At 41.2% G+C, this 18,441-nt stretch carries 16 protein-coding genes and 1 pseudogene; 11 read left to right on the forward strand and 6 right to left on the reverse strand.

Translation table 11 applies throughout. The annotated features are described in order from the left end of the window. Positions 1-86 precede the first annotated feature (86 nt). Positions 87-716, reverse strand: a complete 630-nt coding sequence (locus D0463_RS06085; protein WP_254052728.1) for an SIMPL domain-containing protein — start codon at positions 714-716, stop codon at positions 87-89. Between the two features lie 262 nt (positions 717-978). Next, positions 979-1,764: an SDR family oxidoreductase gene (locus tag D0463_RS06090; RefSeq protein ID WP_117306240.1), complete on the reverse strand. Its 786-nt coding sequence runs from the start codon at positions 1,762-1,764 to the stop codon at positions 979-981. Positions 1,765-2,029: 265 nt separating this feature from the next. Between D0463_RS06090 and D0463_RS19805 the strand changes: the two are divergent. Beyond that, a pseudogene (locus D0463_RS19805) lies at positions 2,030-2,201 on the forward strand (IS3 family transposase); the annotation flags it as partial. 55 nt (positions 2,202-2,256) lie between these two features. On the opposite strand, the gene D0463_RS06095 reads toward D0463_RS19805, so the two are convergent. After that, positions 2,257-3,795, reverse strand: a complete 1,539-nt coding sequence (locus tag D0463_RS06095; protein WP_117306242.1) for an FAD-dependent oxidoreductase — start codon at positions 3,793-3,795, stop codon at positions 2,257-2,259. Between the two features lie 438 nt (positions 3,796-4,233). On the opposite strand from D0463_RS06095, the gene D0463_RS06100 reads away from it, so the two are divergent. Continuing rightward, positions 4,234-5,433, forward strand: coding sequence for a ParM/StbA family protein (locus D0463_RS06100; protein WP_117306244.1), 1,200 nt, complete (start codon positions 4,234-4,236; stop codon positions 5,431-5,433). Between the two features lie 11 nt (positions 5,434-5,444). Further along, positions 5,445-6,023, forward strand: a complete 579-nt coding sequence (locus tag D0463_RS06105) for a hypothetical protein (protein ID WP_117306246.1) — start codon at positions 5,445-5,447, stop codon at positions 6,021-6,023. Between the two features lie 244 nt (positions 6,024-6,267). Here D0463_RS06105 and D0463_RS06110 read toward each other — a convergent pair whose 3' ends face one another. Beyond that, positions 6,268-7,566 carry an NCS2 family permease gene (locus D0463_RS06110; protein ID WP_117306248.1) on the reverse strand — a complete coding sequence of 433 codons (1,299 nt, stop codon included), beginning with the start codon at positions 7,564-7,566 and terminating at the stop codon, positions 6,268-6,270. Between the two features lie 343 nt (positions 7,567-7,909). Between D0463_RS06110 and D0463_RS06115 the strand changes: the two genes are divergently transcribed. From D0463_RS06115 to D0463_RS19815, 8 genes are all read left to right on the forward strand, one after another. Continuing rightward, on the forward strand, positions 7,910-9,253 hold the full coding sequence (locus D0463_RS06115; protein ID WP_117306250.1) for a DEAD/DEAH box helicase: 1,344 nt from the start codon (positions 7,910-7,912) through the stop codon (positions 9,251-9,253). A gap of 173 nt (positions 9,254-9,426) precedes the next feature. After that, the gene (locus tag D0463_RS06120) at positions 9,427-9,771 is read left to right on the forward strand and encodes a lmo0954 family membrane protein (protein ID WP_117306252.1); all 345 of its coding nucleotides are present in this window, start codon (positions 9,427-9,429) and stop codon (positions 9,769-9,771) included. 19 nt (positions 9,772-9,790) lie between these two features. Continuing rightward, a complete protein-coding gene (locus D0463_RS06125; protein WP_117306254.1) occupies positions 9,791-10,438 on the forward strand; it encodes a PspA/IM30 family protein in 648 nt (215 codons plus the stop codon). A gap of 92 nt (positions 10,439-10,530) precedes the next feature. Continuing rightward, positions 10,531-11,274, forward strand: coding sequence for a cell wall-active antibiotics response protein LiaF (gene liaF / locus D0463_RS06130; protein ID WP_117306256.1), 744 nt, complete (start codon positions 10,531-10,533; stop codon positions 11,272-11,274). Further along, positions 11,271-12,314: a sensor histidine kinase gene (locus D0463_RS06135; protein WP_117306258.1), complete on the forward strand. Its 1,044-nt coding sequence runs from the start codon at positions 11,271-11,273 to the stop codon at positions 12,312-12,314. Before liaF ends, D0463_RS06135 begins: the two co-directional genes overlap by 4 nt. Then, the gene (locus D0463_RS06140; RefSeq protein ID WP_117306260.1) at positions 12,307-12,939 is read left to right on the forward strand and encodes a response regulator; all 633 of its coding nucleotides are present in this window, start codon (positions 12,307-12,309) and stop codon (positions 12,937-12,939) included. The genes D0463_RS06135 and D0463_RS06140 overlap by 8 nt, the downstream gene beginning before the upstream one ends. Before the next feature lie 33 nt (positions 12,940-12,972). After that, the gene (locus tag D0463_RS19810) at positions 12,973-13,671 is read left to right on the forward strand and encodes a hypothetical protein (RefSeq protein WP_254052729.1); all 699 of its coding nucleotides are present in this window, start codon (positions 12,973-12,975) and stop codon (positions 13,669-13,671) included. Positions 13,672-13,696: 25 nt separating this feature from the next. Then, a complete protein-coding gene (locus tag D0463_RS19815) occupies positions 13,697-14,164 on the forward strand; it encodes a class I SAM-dependent methyltransferase (protein ID WP_254052731.1) in 468 nt (155 codons plus the stop codon). Positions 14,165-14,206: 42 nt separating this feature from the next. Here D0463_RS19815 and D0463_RS06150 read toward each other — a convergent pair whose 3' ends face one another. Beyond that, positions 14,207-15,760 (reverse strand): ABC-F family ATP-binding cassette domain-containing protein, encoded by a 1,554-nt coding sequence (locus tag D0463_RS06150; RefSeq protein WP_117306262.1) that lies wholly within the window; start codon positions 15,758-15,760, stop codon positions 14,207-14,209. A 431-nt stretch (positions 15,761-16,191) separates the two neighbouring features. Beyond that, a complete protein-coding gene (locus tag D0463_RS06155) occupies positions 16,192-18,381 on the reverse strand; it encodes a DNA topoisomerase III (protein ID WP_117306264.1) in 2,190 nt (729 codons plus the stop codon). Positions 18,382-18,441: the final 60 nt, after the last annotated feature.

Raw genomic sequence — 18,441 nt, forward strand, 5'->3', positions numbered from 1 at the left:
CCTGGAGCGGAAATCAACGGATAATCAAAAGCTTAAACCACTTCTTTTGGTGAAGAACCCAAATGTATAATATGATAAACATTTAATTAAAAATAGGAATATTCAACTCTGACCACAGCGGGAATATCTAATTCACCCGGCTGAATGGGAGTGGCGACACTTTTTACTAGAGCAGTGGACTCGAATAGGATAGGCTGGTTAACGCTGATTTCTTGGACGAGATCCGGTATTTTGTTGAGGGTAACACCGAGTATCTTTGCAAGGGAGACGGCTTTTTCGCGAGCATTTTCGACTGCAAGGGAAAGGGCTTGATTATAATAAACCTCTTGATTTGAAAGGGTAAACTGTAAGCTCGAAACCGTATTGGCACCATTATTAACAGCCGTATCCAGAATCTCTCCCACTTGTTTTATTTTGCTTATAGTTATTTGAATAAGATGCGTCACTTTATAACCTCTAAAAATTTGCGTTGCATCCTGGTAATCGTATTGAGGTTCAATCCGATACTCAACCGTTCTTATTTGGTTCTCCGGGATACCTAAACCGGTTATTGAATTTATTACTTTGGATATGGCATTTGCATTTTCCTGTTGGGCGACTGCGGGGTCTTTGTTTTCTGTAATAACACCTAATTTAATCATTGCCTGATCGGGAGCAGCCAGAATGGTTTCCTCTCCTGAAACGATCAAGGTATTCGATTTATGATGATTGCTCAATTTTTTCACCTGCTTTCCGCACAATGTGCTTTTAGACAATGTACGGGAAATCGGGTGGTAAAATGACTTTTATTTCACAGAATCATTTGAGAGAGGGGAAGACGAGCTTAATAAAAAAAACCTTCAGAATAAAAAGTACCCTATAGTGTAGACACTTAAAAAAGTCTACCTATAGGGTACTTTTTGTATAATGAAGAAATATACCGTGCGTAAAAGACAATAAGTGGAGCCGCTCCCAAATAGTAGTCTGATGGTATCTCTACTATATGTCCATCTCCCACCACTTTTGTTCTTCTTGCTTCATCTGTTTCTCCGTTTGCTGAGGATAGGCGGTTCGGAATTTATGATGGTCAGCTGGGATCATTTCTACCATTTTTGCAATCATATCTTCCGGGTCAAACTGGTTCTTTAACGCCTCTTCCGCCTTTTTTATATCCTCTTTCCTCGTGTAGTTTTTCTCTTCATCGTACCATTTCCATAGCTCTTCTGCCGCGCGATCATTAAAGCCTGTCTTAAAGTCACCAGGGTTAATGGTGGCAACGTTTACTCCAAATCCTTGAAGTTCCAACTGCAGCGTATGGGCAATTGCTTCAATCGCGTGCTTTGTAGCGGCATATGGACCGCCATATGGAGATGCCAAAATTCCAGAAATTGAGCTCATAAAGACGATTTTTCCGCTTCCCTTTTCAACCATCTTCCGTGCAGCTATCTGTGCTGTTTCCAAGGTTGCGAAAACATTCACCTCAAAAAGTGCCCGAAACCGGTCCATCGGCACTTCCCCAAGCGGGCCTCGTTCATTAATGGCAGCATTTGCAACAAATACGTCAAAATCATACTTCTCAATCTGTTTCAGATCCAAAGGGTTCGTAATATCGACTTTAATCACCTCTATATCCAGTTCCAGGTCATTTGCTTCCCGTAGAAGGTCTGTTTTTTGAGAAGTCAGCTCTGTAGTCGCAATCACACGATGGCCTTTTTTGGCAAGACCAATTGCTGCACCTCTGCCAAGCCCGGTGCCTGCACCAGTAATGAAAATTGTTTTGCCCATGTTAAATTCCTCCATTCGATTAGAGCATGCCAATTTATTGTTCCCTATAGCAGTAAGGGCAAACGGAATAGGGGAAACTTTACCGATTTCTTGCAGGCTCAATGACGTCGTCGCTGTTGCTGCTGTAGTGCTATACCATATGCATCCAGTCGATAAGAGCATATCGGCTGCCAGTTGCAATATAGGCTTGTGGCCCGACCGAACAGAACATGGTAAACCCATAATCCTGTAATATTGAAAGTTTTCACCGCCGGGCAAAACGCTATTTTTTTGCCATTTTAAAGATGAAGCATGCCGTAAGCCGTGTTCTACTTTGGATGAATTAAAACTTGAAATTAAGAGTTATATTGGCGTACTACACTAACTACAGATATCAGTGGAATGTAAATAAGATGACCCCTGTTCAATACAGAGATCATCTCCTTAAAACTGCCTAGTTTTTTTAAAACTGTCCTTTACAACGGTACCATTTAGAAGGGGTTTGAGCTTTTCCTATTTTAAATCAACCTTCTTCAAGGGTTCGACGGCCGGACCCTCCAAGACTTCTCCGTTAATAGAGAATCGGGAGGCGTGACATGGGCAATCCCATGTCCTTTCACCGCTGTTCCATTCTACTTCGCAGCCCATATGGGTACAGGTGGAATCAACAGCATGGAGCAGCCCGTCCTTATCGCGATAGCAGCCTGCTTTGCCGCCGTTAATTTTTACAATCGCTGCTTCATCTTTTCCTAAATCCTCTGGTCCTTGGTGAACCATGGCGAACTTACCTTGAATCAAATGCTTTGCGACATCGGCATTATCTTTAATTAGATTCTTAACGCCCGGTTTTGGATGGAATCTGGATGGAGAATAGAGCTCTTCATAGCGATTTTTCTTTTGGATAATAAGATCTTTCAGCAAATTAGCTGCTGCCGTGCTGTTTGTCATGCCCCATTTAGCGTAGCCGGTAGCAATGAAAACATTCGGATGGTTTTCCGTAGCTGGACCAACATAAGGCACTTTATCCATCGTTATGATATCCTGTGCCGACCAACGGTATGGAATCTCTTTAATACTGAATACTTCTTCACTGAAGGCTTTCAGGGCTTCGTAATGTTCAAACGTTGAAATTCCCTGTCCGGTTTTGTGGCTCTCACCTCCGACCAGAATAAGTTTTTCTCCATTGATTTGCGTATAACGCAACGAGCGGGTTGGACTGTCGGCACTAATATACATACCACCTGGATATTCTTGTTCCGTTTTTATTCCGAGTACATAGGAGCGCTCTGCGTGCATTCTTGCAAAATAAAGTCCCATTTCATCGTTAAAAGGGAAGTGGGAAGCTGAAATAACATATTTGCAGCTGATAGTTTGTCCATCCCTGGTTAGTATTTTAGGTGTATCTCCATCTTCTACTTTCATTGCTGTTGTATGTTCAAATATTTTGCCGCCTGCTTCGGTAATCTGCGGAATAAGGGCAGTTAAATATTTTAACGGATGGAACTGCACCTGCTCTTTCATTACTACCGCTGCTTTACAGGGTATGGAGAAGGGGATTGTTTCCGTATACTCTCCGGGTATGCCTAGCTTTTGATAAGCTTTGATTTCATCCTGAATTTTGCTTACATATTCATCTGTTGCAGCGTATACATAAGCATCCTCATATGTTAAATCGCAATCAATTTTTAAATCTTTGACAGTTTTTATGACAAATTCCATTGCTTCTTTGTTCGCTTCATAATATAACTTTGCCTGTTCTTCACCTATGTCTTTAATAAGCTGATCATATATCAGGCCATGCTGTGCGGTTACTTTTGCTGTCGTATGTGCTGTTGTACCATTTAAAATTTCCCCTGAATCAATCAGGACAATATTAAGGCCTTCCTTCGCGAGCAGAAAGGCAGCTGTGATTCCTGTGATTCCAGCGCCTACAATCGCTACGTCTGTTTCAATATCATGATCAAGCTTTTCAAAGGTCGGGAAGGCGACTAGATCCCTCCAATATGGTTCGGGATATTGCGGGAGATGGTTTTTGTCCTTTTCTTCATTCATTATACATTCCTCCAGTATACCTTTTCTCTTTTGTTATTCCTGATGAATTAGTCCATTTATTACCATACCCATTTTTTTCTGTTATACACGTTTTTTTAGTCTAACTTCCAAGACCCGAGGTGGCATTCAGAAATAGTTTAGAGTTATTTATTTTTAGAAAATGATAGGCTTGATTCAATGTTTACGAAATTTGTATACTTGTTTACAAAAAAGTATACAACGTGTACGAAATGTGTATACAAGTATACAAATGCGTATACACGTTGTTGTGAAAGGATGTATACAACTTCTCGTTACATGTTTACAAATATGATTACAATTTGACTAGTCGAGTATCCACCGAAAGGAGTATTGACCAAACTATGAAACTTTTCTATTCTTAAATAAATGTGCCATTACATTTTAAGACTGGCATATAAAAGAGAAGGGAATGGTTTTGTGAGTAATTCTAGAATAGCAGCAGTAGATGTTGGAAATGACGCCATCAAAGCTTTGTTTGGAAAGTTAGACTCGGAGCTTTACATACCTAATGTAGTCGCAAGAGATACGGAGGACCGTCCCGTAATCGGAATAGAGGAGCTAAATGAGCAAGACCCGATCGATGGAATCCATATCAGGGTTCACTCCCCTGCCCTTCAAGACAATAATGTTATATACCGGGTTGGAAATCTAGCCACGAAAAGTGATAATCCATCGGAGTTGGATCTCGGGAGCAGTAAATCCGAAGAAGACCAGACGTTGGTTATGCTTTTTGCAGCATTGGCATTGGATGCAGTGAAGGAAGAAAATGCCCATATTTTCAAAAAAACCAATAATGTGGTGGATGCCACCTATACTTTAGGGACAGGCCTTCCTCTTCGTGAAGTGAAAGAAGGAAAAGATGTCGGCTATCGTTCCAAACTTCTTGGATCTGTTCATCAGGTAGAGTTTTTGATCACACCAAAATACCAGGGCATAAAGGTCAATATTAAATTTGATGATGTAAAAGTATATCCTGAAGGCTTCGCAGCATATATCAATTTAGTGATGGACAACGATTTGAATGTCATTAACAGAGATTTAATTGATAAACGTATCCTTATTCAGGATATTGGCGGACTGTCAACGGATATTGCCGTTATTAAAAACCGTAAAGTTGACGACGATAAAGCACAAGGCTTTAACCTCGGCGTTGCGGAAGCACTTGAAGCGATCAGAGAAGAGATTAGAAAGAAGCATGGTGTTGAACTCGACAGCAGACGGGATGTCGTTGAAATCATCACGAAGAAAAATGATAGAAACCATCTTATGGTACGCGGAAGCCGAGTAAGCGTGCACGATATCACAGATCGCATTTTAGGGGAACTTGCCAAAAAACAATACCGTCATCTTCGCAATGTGTGGCAAAAGAATTCCCAGACAGAAATCTGTTATTTTGTCGGCGGTGGGGCAATTGTTTTGAAGGATTATTTAAAGACACTCAATAACAATTTAGACGGCTATAATATTGACTTCTTTGAAGATGAGAAGGAAAGCATCTGGATGATGGCCAATGCCTATTATAAACTTATTGCAGACTTCGCCAGAAGGAAAGAAACAGAAAAACCAGCTAAATCAGAAAACAAAGTGGAAGACCAAAAAGCCGGCACAGCTAAATAGGCGGTGGTTATATGAAAAAAACAATTCCCTCGGGCATCCAAAGAGGTCAGGCGATCACCTTCCGCCTTCCTTCTGATACTCCCGACCACATCATAAGGCAGCTTCAAAAGATAAAAGAAACAGAGAAAAGAAACTTTTCAAGCAAAATTGCTGAGTTTGTGCTAGAAGGTGCAGGGAACAGTTCTATACATGAAAGGGAAATGATTAAGATTCCCTTGCCGCAAAAATTAACCAAATCACAGCGGGACTGGTTAAAGCATGCTCATTCGGAGGCGCTTCTCGGCAGTATTCTTCATCAGTTACTGACCGACCCTATGCGGGCAACGGCATTGCTTGCTTCAATGAATAGCAATGCAATGGAAATTGATGAGGCGCTATATTTACAGGAAGATGTACCAGATTTACCAGACACAATGGATTTGGAAAAAGAAGCGACTGGACATGAAGAATCTACCTCACAAGAAAATGATTTAGAAGATTTTGATTGGAACCAGGCGGAGATAAGGAATTCCAGTGAGACCAAGAAAGCAGAAAAGGAAGAAAGCCTAGATGACTTACTGGGAGACTTTTTGGCTCAAATGAATAAATAAGAAAAGAGGAGGATGTCTGTTTGCTGCAGGCATCCTCCTTTGCATCTAAAATAATATAACTTTTTTTATATGAACTAGTGTCTAGCTCCAGCGCCCAGCCCCTCGAGGTCATAAGTCACCCCTCCTACCAGGGGTGACTTATGCTTGTCGGACTTGCCCAGGATGGGCTGGCATCGACGTAAGACATAACGATGTGGCAGGTCTTAGTCGATGTTCCTTTTACAGGGCGCTTGCGCTTTTCTAACTAACTAGCCAGGAAGATAAGCTGATATAAGAAAAGAATCGCAAAGATATAGACAAGGGGGTGTACGTCGCGGAATTTTCTTTTGGCGATTTTCATGATTGGATAGGAAATGAAGCCAAGGGCGATTCCGTTTGCGATACTCGAAGTGAGCGGCATACTGACAATGACTAAAAATGCAGGGAACGCTTCATCAAAATCGTGCCAATTAATTTCTGAAATATTTTTAATCATGAAGCTACCGACAATAATCAAACTTGGTGCGGTAATGGCTGTAACATCCGAAACCGCTCCAACCAGCGGACTGAAAAAAGCTGTAATGATAAATAAGACAGCAACAGTAAGTCCGGTCAAACCGGTTTTTCCGCCTGCCCCAACACCCGCTGATGATTCAACGGAAGCAGCTGTTGGACTTGTCCCAAACATTGCTCCAATCGTAGTCCCGATCGAGTCGGCAAAAAAGGCGCTGCCAGCCCGGTCAAGTTTGCCTTTTCTTAATAAGCCGGCTTGTCTGACAATACCGAGCAATGCTCCGGTTGTATCGAATAACATAACAAGTAGAAAAGAAAATACGACACCATATAAACCATATTGAATGACATCGTTAATGGATGTGATTGGATTAAAGACAAGAAGTCCTTCAGGAAGGCGAGGGGCAGCCACAAAACCATTTGTAAAATGGAGCCGCCCGGTGAAATACGCTATTGCCCCGGTAATAATCATCCCTATAAAAAGCGCACCTTGAATATTCAACGTCATTAAAGTGACCGTAATGACAATTCCGATTAAACTCAGTGCTACTTTCGGGTCTTTGAAGTCCCCAAGAGTGACCAAGTTGGAAGGGTGATCGGCGACAATACCGGAGAGACGCAAGCCGATGAAAGTAATAAACAGACCGATACCAGCACTGATTGCATGCTTAAGATTATGAGGAATGGCATCAATAAGCTTGCTTCGGAAAGAGGTAAGAGAAAGAAGTAAAAATAGAATTCCGGTAATGAAAACAGCGGAAAAAGCAATGGTATAAGGGATATCATTATTACCAAGCACTGAATAAGCGAAATACGCGTTTAAACCCATGGCAGGAGCAATAATGATTGGGTAGTTAGCGAAAAAAGCCATGCAAAGCGTTCCGACCACGGTAGCAATGATTGTAGCGGTGAAACCCTGATCGAAGGGTACTCCTGCATCGGATAAAATCATTGGGTTAACGACGATGATATACGCCAGCGTTAAAAAAGTTGTAAGACCGGCAAGGATCTCTGTTTTAACGGTAGTGTTTCTTTGTTTGAGTTTAAACATTCTTTCATTCCCTTCTGAGGTGGATGAAGGTAGCCTCCTCGTTTATATAGAAACCCCCTTGCAACACTTGCAAGGAGGCAAAGCTACTATGTACACAGCTTTAGTATATTCTTAAGTGAATAATGTTATAAATTATATTGGAAATGACCGGTGACTACAATAAAATCAAAAAGAGTAAAAATAATAAAATAATTGGAACCGCTATCTGTAATGGTTTCTCTAAGGTTAAATAGCCCGATGAATGATATACTAAACGGAAAAAAGCAGACTTCCATCAATACGGAAAAGACAATAGCCCTTTACTACAGAATAAAACTGATACGAGAGAAGGTAGGCCGAATCAATGGATTTTTCCCAGCTCGGAATAATAGACAACCTGAAAAAAGTACTTAAGGATTATGGAATAACCTCGCCAACACCTATCCAGGAGAAATCAATTCCTGAAATAATCGCTGGAAGGGATGTCATTGCAAAAGCCCAGACAGGAACAGGCAAAACATTAGCCTTTCTGCTTCCGATCCTTCAAGGAATAAAATTAGAAAGCGATTATGTGCAAGCTCTTATTGTGTCGCCTACTAGAGAACTTGCACTTCAAATAACCGCTGAATTAAACAAGCTTACAAAAGCTTTTACAGGGATAAGCGCGGCGGCTATATATGGGGGGCAGGACGTGGAGCGGCAAATGAAACAATTAAAGCATCGCCCATCTATAGTGGTAGCTACTCCTGGACGGCTGCTTGATCATGTCAGACGGGGGACAATCGATCTTAGCAACGTTTCAATATTGGTATTGGATGAAGCGGATCAGATGCTGCATATCGGATTTTTGCCTGAAGTGGAGCAAATTATTGAAATGGTTCGAGGCAACAGACAAGTTCTGCTTTTTTCAGCAACGATACCCCAGCAGGTTCAGTCCATTGCTAAGCGATTCATGGTCAAGCCAGTCTCAGTTTCCGTAAAAAGCGATAACATTACAATAGAACGGATCAGACAGCTTGTCATTGAAACGACTGACAGGGCAAAACAAGCTGCTTTATTTAAAGTGATTGATGAAGAACCTCCATTTATGGCGATTATTTTTTGCAGGACAAAACGTCGAGTAAGTAAGCTTAATGACGCTCTTAGAGCTGCCGGTTATAATGCGGATGAACTTCATGGGGATCTATCACAGTCTAAAAGGGAACGAGTGATGAAAGGATTCCGAGAAGCAGCCATCCAGCTTCTGGTTGCTACTGATGTAGCAGCTAGAGGGCTTGATGTGGAAGGGGTTACTCATGTATTTAATTATGATGTGCCGGAAGATACAGAAAGCTATATTCATCGGATTGGGAGAACGGGAAGAGCGGGTGAAGACGGTATCGCGATAACGTTTATTGCTCCAAAAGACATCCCTCAATTGTTAGCGATTGAAAAGGGGATAAACGTTAAGTTAGACCGAAAAGTAGTAGAGGGAGTTAAGATTAATTCGAATTCCTCGAATGGCAGCGAGCAAAAAGCTCAAAACAGACGAGGGAAAAACTTCAGACAAGAGAAGGAACCGGGTGATAGGACCGGACGCAGAACAACAGCGAAGAGAAAAACGGAAGGAAGCGTAAAAAGAAACAGCAAAGATAGTGATAACAGTCATGTAACAAAAGTAAACAGGAAGCCGAAAAAAGCATCTCAAGGAAGACGAAGAGAAAAATAGACAATGAAGTCTGACTTGTCCTTCGGTTAATAATTTTGAAAACCCGTTGCTACGGGTTTTTTTCTTTTCCAATAGCATCTAAGCCTCAGGTCTTATCTGAAAATATAGCTAAGGCTCATTATGGAAAAACAAGAAAATAGATAAGCTAGAAACATGAAAGGAGGAACGGTAAAATGAAAAAATTTGGTTTACTGATAGCAGGGATAATCGCGGGGTGTGTTCTGCTCGCAAATGTTGGCCCAATGATTGGGTTAGCCATCAGCCTTGTGATTCTTTACTATGTGATCAAGCAATTTATGAAATCAGAATCTACATCAGGGAAAATCATCTGGGGGCTCATCGGCCTTGTTGCACTGACAGCGTCGGTGGCTAATATTCCGTCCATCATCGGCGTTGTAGCGGCATATGTTTTATACCTCGTTTATAAAAACTGGAACAAAACGAAGAAAACCACTTTCCAAGAAGAACAGGATCCATTTGTCAATTTCGAAAAACAATGGGCCGAAATAAAAAGATAATCTAAAAGGAGAGAATCAAATGAGTAACTTATTTACGAGAATCAAAGATACAATTGCGGCGGATTTTCATGAAATGCTCGATCATAAGGAGCAAAAAAACCCGATTGCACTGTTAAATCAATATCTTCGCCAGTCGGAGCAGGAAACGGAAAAGGTACGTAAATTGGTTGAACGGCAATATTTATTAAAAGAAGAATTCACCCGGGAATATGGCCATGCAAGAAATCTTGCAGAAAAACGCAGACGCCAAGCTGAGATCGCAGAACAAGCAGGCGAAACAGAATTACATGGATTTGCAGCCCAGGAAGCTGCCCAATACGAAGAACGTTGCCAGAGGTTGAAGGATTCCCTGCAAAAAGCAGAGCAGCAGTTGGATGAGCTGGAGCGCAAGTATGAAGAAATGAAACATAAGCTAAAAGACATGAATCTTAAACGTATGGAACTGATGGGACGTGAAAACATTGCCCGTGCGCATCATCGGATGAATCAGGTTTTGGAATCAACAACATCTTCTAATAAGTCTTTTGCGAGATTTGAAGAAATGGATTCTTATCTCGACCGGCTTGAGCACCAGGTCAACTCAGCTTACCACCGCAATACAATCGATGCTAGGATCGCTCAGCTTGAAAAAGAAATGAAAAACAAAGAAACACATTCTATTTCCTAATAAAGTCATGGTATTCTTAAAAGAGGCGTAGTTTTCTACGCCTTTTTGGACTATTTCTCAGAATAGGTTCGGTTAGTCGAGGGAGGCACCCTATGTTTAAACAAATGAAAACCGATTATATTAGCTGGATATTATTAATAGGAATTATACTGCTATTTCTTGAAATTTCTTTATTTGACGGGGGCTTATTATTCTCCCTTGCCCTAACGATTGGATTCATGTACCTTGGCCGTAAGTCATATTTCCGTAAAATAGGAAAAGTGATGTTTTGGGTTGGGTTATTTGGAACGATCATTACCGTTTTAAATATGATGATCTTTAAATTTTTCGTTGTGGCCATTTTACTATATATCGTACTGGTTTTTTATCAGTCCAAACAAAATCCCGAAGTAATCAAGCCTGTGCTGACAGAGCCCGCAAGTTTACAGGACGGACTGGAAAAAGAGCCTTTGGTAAAAGCGGGTCACTTATTACAGAATAAATGGTTTGGCCGCCAAAAAACATCGGATCACATCTATGAGTGGAACGATATAAACATACAGGGCGGCATCGGCGACACAATCGTTGATTTAAGCAATACCATTCTTCCGAAAGGTGAAGCAGTCATCTCCATTAGACATTTCATCGGAAATATCCAAATTTTTATCCCTTACGATATCGAACTAAGCATACATCATTCGGTGGTAGCCGGGAGAGCTAATATTTTTCAGCACCAGGAAACCAAAGTTTTTAATCAGATTCTTTCCTATCAGACGGCTGAATATCAGAATGCGGCCCAGAAAGTGAAAATCATCACCTCTGTTATAACAGGAGATATAGAGGTGAAAAGGATATGAGTATAATAGCCCGGCAAATTATATACGGAATTACTGTTGCACTTGCCTTATCCATCTTGCTGTCAGGGGTTGTTTTTTTTGTATTTCCGCTGGAGGATTGGAGCCTGTTATGGAAAAAAGAAATGATGGATATCCCTTTTATTCTTTTTGTGCCCGGTTTAAGCTTATGTTTAGGGCTTATTTTTGGAATAAGCTCGGGCTTGTCTTGGAGGAGGCGCTTTACAGGGGTAGGGGATGCGTTGTACCAGCTTGAACAGGGAAACGCCCCGTCCCGGAAAGAATCTTATCCTGTCCAGGAATTGACAATGATTTCTACGAGAATTGAAAATATTCATAAACATGTGTCAGAACAGGCCAAAATGTCTCAAAAAATGGCAAGTGAGAAAGTGGCCGATCGAGAGAAGATCGTCCAGGAAATCGTTTCTCAGGAGCGCAATCGCCTCGCTCGGGAACTGCATGATTCTGTCAGCCAGCAGCTGTTTGCCGCATCCATGCTTATGTCAGCAATAACGGAATCGAAGCCTGAATCGGAAAGCGCGGAAACAAAACAGCTGAAGCTGATTGAGGGGATGATCCATCAATCTCAGCTCGAAATGAGAGCATTACTCCTGCACCTTCGTCCTGTTCCACTGCGTGATAAGTCTCTACAGCAAGGAATTCAGGAACTGTTAGCGGAATTATCCCAGAAGGTTCCGATGAACATTTCATGGAAGATAGAGCCGATGCCGTTAGACCGTGGAATAGAAGATCACCTGTTTCGTATTCTCCAGGAGTCTGTATCCAATACATTACGACATGCGAAAGCCAATACATTGGAGGTTCTGTTGATAGGGCGGGATGATTTAATTATTCTCAGGATTGTCGATGATGGTCTCGGCTTTAATATGGATGAATCAAAAACAGGCTCGTACGGCTTGCAAAATATGCATGAAAGAGCGGTTGAAATAGGAGGGACAATGAAGATTGTTAGTGTTCCCAATCAAGGTACAAGGCTTGAAGTAAAAGTCCCGGTACTTGGAGGAGGCAGAAGCGATGATTAAGGTATTGTTTGTTGATGATCATGAAATGGTACGGATCGGTGTCGCCTCATATCTCTCTTCCCAACCGGATATCGAGGTGATCGGAGAGGCTGATGATGGCGAAAAGGGAGTGGAGCTTGCATTAAGCTTACGTCCAGATATTATCTTAATGGATCTGGTCATGAAGGTAATGGATGGCATTCAAGCCACCCGATCCATTATCGAGAAATGGCCGGAAGCTAAAATCATCATTGTAACAAGTTTTCTGGACGATGAAAAAGTGTATCCTGCCCTGGAAGCAGGAGCAACCAGCTATATGCTGAAAACATCCAAGGCTAGTGATATCGCCGATGCTGTTCGTTCTACATACCAGGGTCAATCTGTTCTTGAGCCGGAAGTGACCGGTAAAATGATGGCGAAGATGCGTTCCCGAAACGTTCAATTGCCACACGAGCAATTAACGAATCGAGAAATGGAAATACTTCTTTTAATGGCTGAAGGAAAAACGAATCAAGAAATAGCCGATGAATTGTTTATCGCCTTAAAGACAGCAAAGGTCCATGTAAGCAATATTTTAAGCAAACTTGAGGTTCATGACCGGACCCAGGCGGTTATTTATGCGTTTAAGCATTCGCTTGTAAATTAAAAAATATTCTGTAAGAAAATCATGGAGGCTTTCATGAAAACAAGGTATCTTAATACAACCCTCACCGTAGGAACCCTACTTGAGCAGGGCAGCATCCCCTATCAATTTACGGGTGCTTCTGCACTCATCGTTCAGGGTGTAGAGATAAAAGAGTATTCAAGTATAACTGTGTCCGTACAATGGGATCTATTCAATGAGGCGCATCAGCTTTTTTCTACCTATTCACCGTCAGAAACGGAAAGAAATTCGGAGCAGGCCGCTTTCCAATTTGAAGTTGACGGTGTTCATGTTACGGTAAGCTGCTTATTTAATATAACGATTAAAACAGATCCTTATCGAATTTTCGTGAAAAATGAAGGAATGGATATTTGGTGCCGTTCCCTCTACTCATACTTGTATGACAGGGAAATTGCAGCTTACAGTGATGAGATACATACATATCTGGCAAAGAAGCAGCACGGGTTTACCTCCCAAAATGAACAAGCCTGGAACCAAAATAACTATCAGGCCTTGATAAACCGGTATGGATCCGCTGAGGAGATTGCGGCAAAAATTAAAGAAAACCCAAAATGGAGATTGCATCCGTTTTATAAATATGTTGGAGAAGTTTCCGGTAAAAAGGTTGCTCATCTTATGGGATCGAATGGGGTTAAAGCGGCCGCACTTGCTTTATTGGGAGCAGAGGTAAAGGTTATCGATTTTTTCAAAAGAAAATGCTGCTTTCGCGCTTGAGCTGGCAGCTGCTGCGGACGTCTCCATTGAGTATGTCGTTTCCGACGTATTATCCATGCCAAAAGAACAGATTACCGGGGACTTTGAGATCGTTTTAATGGAGCTGGGTGTGCTTCATTATCTAATTGATCTCGAACCGCTTTTTGAAATCGTAAACCGGTTATTAAAACCGGGAGGAAGGTTCATCTTGCATGAGTTCCATCCAATTTCCACAAAATTAATAACCTCTGCCGGAAAGAAGCACAAAGTAACCGGAAATTATTTTGACCCGGCGATTGAGACCCATACCGTTGCGTTCTCCAAGCATATGCCCGATGAGGATCAAAAGCAGCTTGACAAGGTTGCCCAAAGAAAATGGACAATCGGAGAGCTGGTAACGGCCTTGGGACAAACTGGCCTGGTGATAAAGGTGTTGGAAGAAGAACCGAATCATAAAATCCATGATATCGGATTGCCCAAAACATATACACTCCTTGCAGAAAAGAGACAATAAAAAATCCATCTTCAATTTTAGAAGATGGATTTTTTTATCAGGTTAGTTAATTTGATTATACCATTCCTCGACATCCCATACCTTCGTAACCCAATCTTCATAGAAATCAGGCTCATGGCTCACAAGGACAATCGTACCTTTGTATGCTTTCATCGCACGCTTCAGCTCTTCTTTCGCGACAACATCCAAATGGTTTGTCGGTTCGTCGAATAACAACCAGTTGCTTTCATTAAGCATTAACTTACAAAGCCGGACTTTAGCCTGCTCCCCACCGCTTAGCTGGTTCAGCGGGCGGGTGATATGTTCATTTTTCAGCCCTACACTTGCGAGGATACCGCGGACCTTCGGCTGATCGAGATGAGGGAATGCATTCCAGACATCATCAATCGGAGTGATATCGTCTGCTTTGACTTCCTGTTCAAAGTACGAAGGATACAGAAAATCACCTAAGACAACTGTACCGCCCAGTGGCGGGATTTTACCAAGAATCGTCTTGAGCAATGTCGATTTTCCGACTCCGTTGTATCCAACGATGGCAATTTTTTCGCCACGCTCAATGGTCATTGTCAATTTAGGGAGAAGCGGATGATCATAGCCTATTTCCAAATCCTCACCTTCAAAAACATAACGGCTGCTCCCGCGTGATTCTTTAAAGTCAAATCTCGGCTTCATCGCTGTTTCAGGACGGTCGATCCGTTCCATGCGATCCAGCTGCTTCTGACGGCTTTTGGCCCGTCCAGTAGTCGAGTAGCGTGCTTTATTTTTAGAAATAAAATCTTCCTGCTTTTTAATGAATTCCTGCTGCTTTTCATATGCATTGATATGCTGGTTTTTATTAATCTCTGCTAATTCCAGGAATTTTTCATAAGTCGCGGTATAGCGAGTCAGCTTGGAAAACTCGAGATGGAAAATGACATCGACGATACCGTTCATGAATTCCGTATCATGTGAAATTAAAAAGAAAGCATGAGGGTATTCTTTTAAATAATGGCTCAACCACCGAATATGCTCGACATCGAGATAGTTCGTCGGTTCGTCCAATAACAGCACCTCGGGCTGTTCTAGCAGCAATTTCGCAAGCAAAACCTTAGTCCGCTGGCCGCCGCTTAGGGTTGAAACGTCCCGATCAAGCCCGATTGCATCAAGGCCGAGCCCGCGGGCTGCATCCTCAACTTTAATATCCAGGCTATAAAAGCCTCCTGCTTCCAGCTTATCCTGGATTTGTCCCATTTGTTCAAGGAGGTCTTCCAATTCCTCGGGAGTTGCCGTTGCCATTTTCTCCGTCACTTCATTGAGCGCTTTCTCTTGTTCGTATAAAGGAAGAAAGGCATCGCGAAGAACATCGCGGATTGTTTTCCCTCTGGTTAGGACAGTGTGCTGATCCAAGTAGCCATATGTTACGCCAGGTGTCCATTCGACACGGCCTGAGTCATAAATCAGTTCCCCGGTGATGATACTCATTAATGTTGATTTCCCGACACCGTTCGCCCCGACCAATCCAACATGTTCCCCTGCCATCAGGCGAAAGGAAACATCCTTGAAAAGCGTACGGTCACCGAAACTGTGGCTTAATTTATCTATTGAAAGTAAGCTCATTTTACTTTGAACCTCCATTTAAATTGTAAAAAAACATCTATTTCCCATCTTACTAAAATCTTTGATAGATTGCTATCATTTCATGGTGAATACAAAGTCAATAAATAAAATGAACCCGTAATAGTTCGACATATTTCTTGGGAAATATTTTGCAATAATTGCTCGAGAAATAAGGAGGGTTTTGTCTGGATATCGATATATGAATAAGCAGTTGAAAATATAGTGTTTATCTCAGATTTTTATAAAATGCGCATAAATAAAAGACTGCATATGACTCACTTTTAGGGTAAATTATGTGCAGTCTTTTCTACAAATAAAGTATCAAACAATTAAATGTATTCTATTCCATTTAGGAATTATAAAACTTTATACATGCTAATTTAATAAAAATAAAACGCATAGGCAATCGCTATACGTTTTATTTTTTGTTTTTATTGATCTAATTTGAGGTTTTTTAAGGCTTCAGCTAGTGCATTGTTAACAGGTTCATCTTGTTTCTGTTGTTTTAAATACTTCTGTACGCTCTGTTTATCCGCTTTCCCACGCCCTTCTTTTTTACGTCTTGCTTCAAAAGCAGATAGCTTCTCACGATAGCCACACTTACATGTGAAGATTTGACCGTCACCTTCGCCACGAAGTTCGAGTTTCTTCTTGCATTGTGGGCAGCGAGCATTTGTAATACGTGCTACGTTTTTACGATGGCCACATTCACGATCTTGACACACAAGCATTTTGCCTTTTTTACCGTTTACCTCAAGCATTGGTTTTCCGCAATCTGGACAAGACTTTGTTGAGATATTGTCATGCTTATATTTTTTTTCGCTCGCTTTAATCTCAGCAACAATTGCCTTTGTATGCTGTTTCATTTCATTGATGAATACTTCTTTTTTAAGCTTACCTTTCGCAATTAGCTCAAGCTTCATTTCCCACTCAGCAGTAGTTGTTGGTGACTTCAACTCATTTGGTACAAGGTCTAATAACTGACGACCTTTAGATGTAATATGAATGTCCTTGCCACGCTTTTCAATTAAGAATGAGTTGAATAGCTTGTCGATAATGTCCGCGCGTGTCGCTACCGTACCTAATCCGCCTGTTGATTTTAATGTTTCTGCCAGCTGCTTATTTTGAGTCTCCATATACTTCGTAGGGTTTTCCATTGCCGATAGTAATGTCGCCTCGTTAAAGCGTGCAGGGGGCTTTGTTTGACCAGATGTTTGAGCTATTAGTTTTACATTTAATGAGTCGCCTTTTTCGATACGAGGCAATATTTGTTCTTTTACATCATCTGTTGCATCTTCATCTTCAAAGCGATTTTCATATACTTCCTTCCAACCACTTGAAAGAATTGTTTTTCCTTTTGCAACAAAGTTTTCATCACCAATTTTCGCACGAAGAGTCAATTGTTCGTATTCAAATGCGGGGAACAGCACCGCCAAGAAACGTTTCACCACTAAATCATAAATTTTACGCTCTTTATCCGTCATAGCTGAGAAGTTCACATAACCTTCTGTTGGAATAATGGCATGGTGATCTGATACTTTACTATCATCAACAAAAGACTTTGAGGCCAATATTTGCTTGTTTAAGACCTTATTTGTTAAAGAACGATATTCTCCAACTCCACATGATTTTAATCGCTCTGGAAGCGTACTAACAATGTCTGAAGAAATGAAACGAGAATCCGTACGTGGATACGTTAACACTTTATGCTGCTCATACAGTTTTTGCATGATGTTTAGCGTTTCTTTTGCAGAATAGCCAAAAATTTTATTTGCATCACGTTGTAGTTCGGTTAAATCATAAAGACCAGGCGCAAATGTTTTCTTAGCTTTCTTTTCGATGTCTGTAACCGTTGCTTTAACATGATCTAATTTCTTAACAGTTGCTTCGATTTTTTCTTTATCGAAGCTACGTGAATTTCCTTTTGCGTCTTGCCAAGTCAATTTTAAATGATCGGCGGTTTGAGCTTCGATGCCATAATACGTTTGCGCTTTGAAGTTTTTAATTTCATCTTCTCGTGCTGCAATCATGGCGACAGTAGGTGTCTGTACACGCCCACAGTTTAATTGTGCATTAAATCGAGTTGTTAGGGCACGTGTTGCATTTAAACCGATATACCAGTCAGCTTCTGAGCGGGCAACAGCCGCAGCATAAAGATTTTCATAGTTCTTACCGGGTTTCAAATTCGCAAAACCATCTTTAATCGCTTTATCTGTTACTGAAGAAATCCATAAACGTTTAATCGGTTTATTCACGTTCGCTTTTTCAATAATCCAGCGTGCAACTAATTCTCCTTCTCTTCCCGCATCGGTAGCAACAATTATTTCATTTACATCGCTACGTGTTAGTTGTGATTTCACACCATTGAACTGCTTACCAGTTTGCTTCATCACAACTAATTTCATACGCTCTGGCAACATTGGAAGGTCTTCTAAATTCCATGTTTTATATTTATTATCGTAAACTTCTGGATCTGCGAGTGTCACTAAATGTCCTAATGCCCATGTGACAATATACTTGTCGCCCTCTAAAAATCCATTACCTTTTTTATTACACTTCAATACATTTGCAATATCACGTGCAACTGAAGGTTTTTCAGCGATTACCAGACTTTTTACCATATATTCGTACCCCTTTACTAGCTATGTACCGTCTAATATACCATAAATTAAAGGTGGAAT

This window comes from Bacillus sp. V59.32b, assembly GCF_003429085.1.
In the GTDB taxonomy this organism is placed as follows: domain Bacteria; phylum Bacillota; class Bacilli; order Bacillales; family DSM-1321; genus Peribacillus.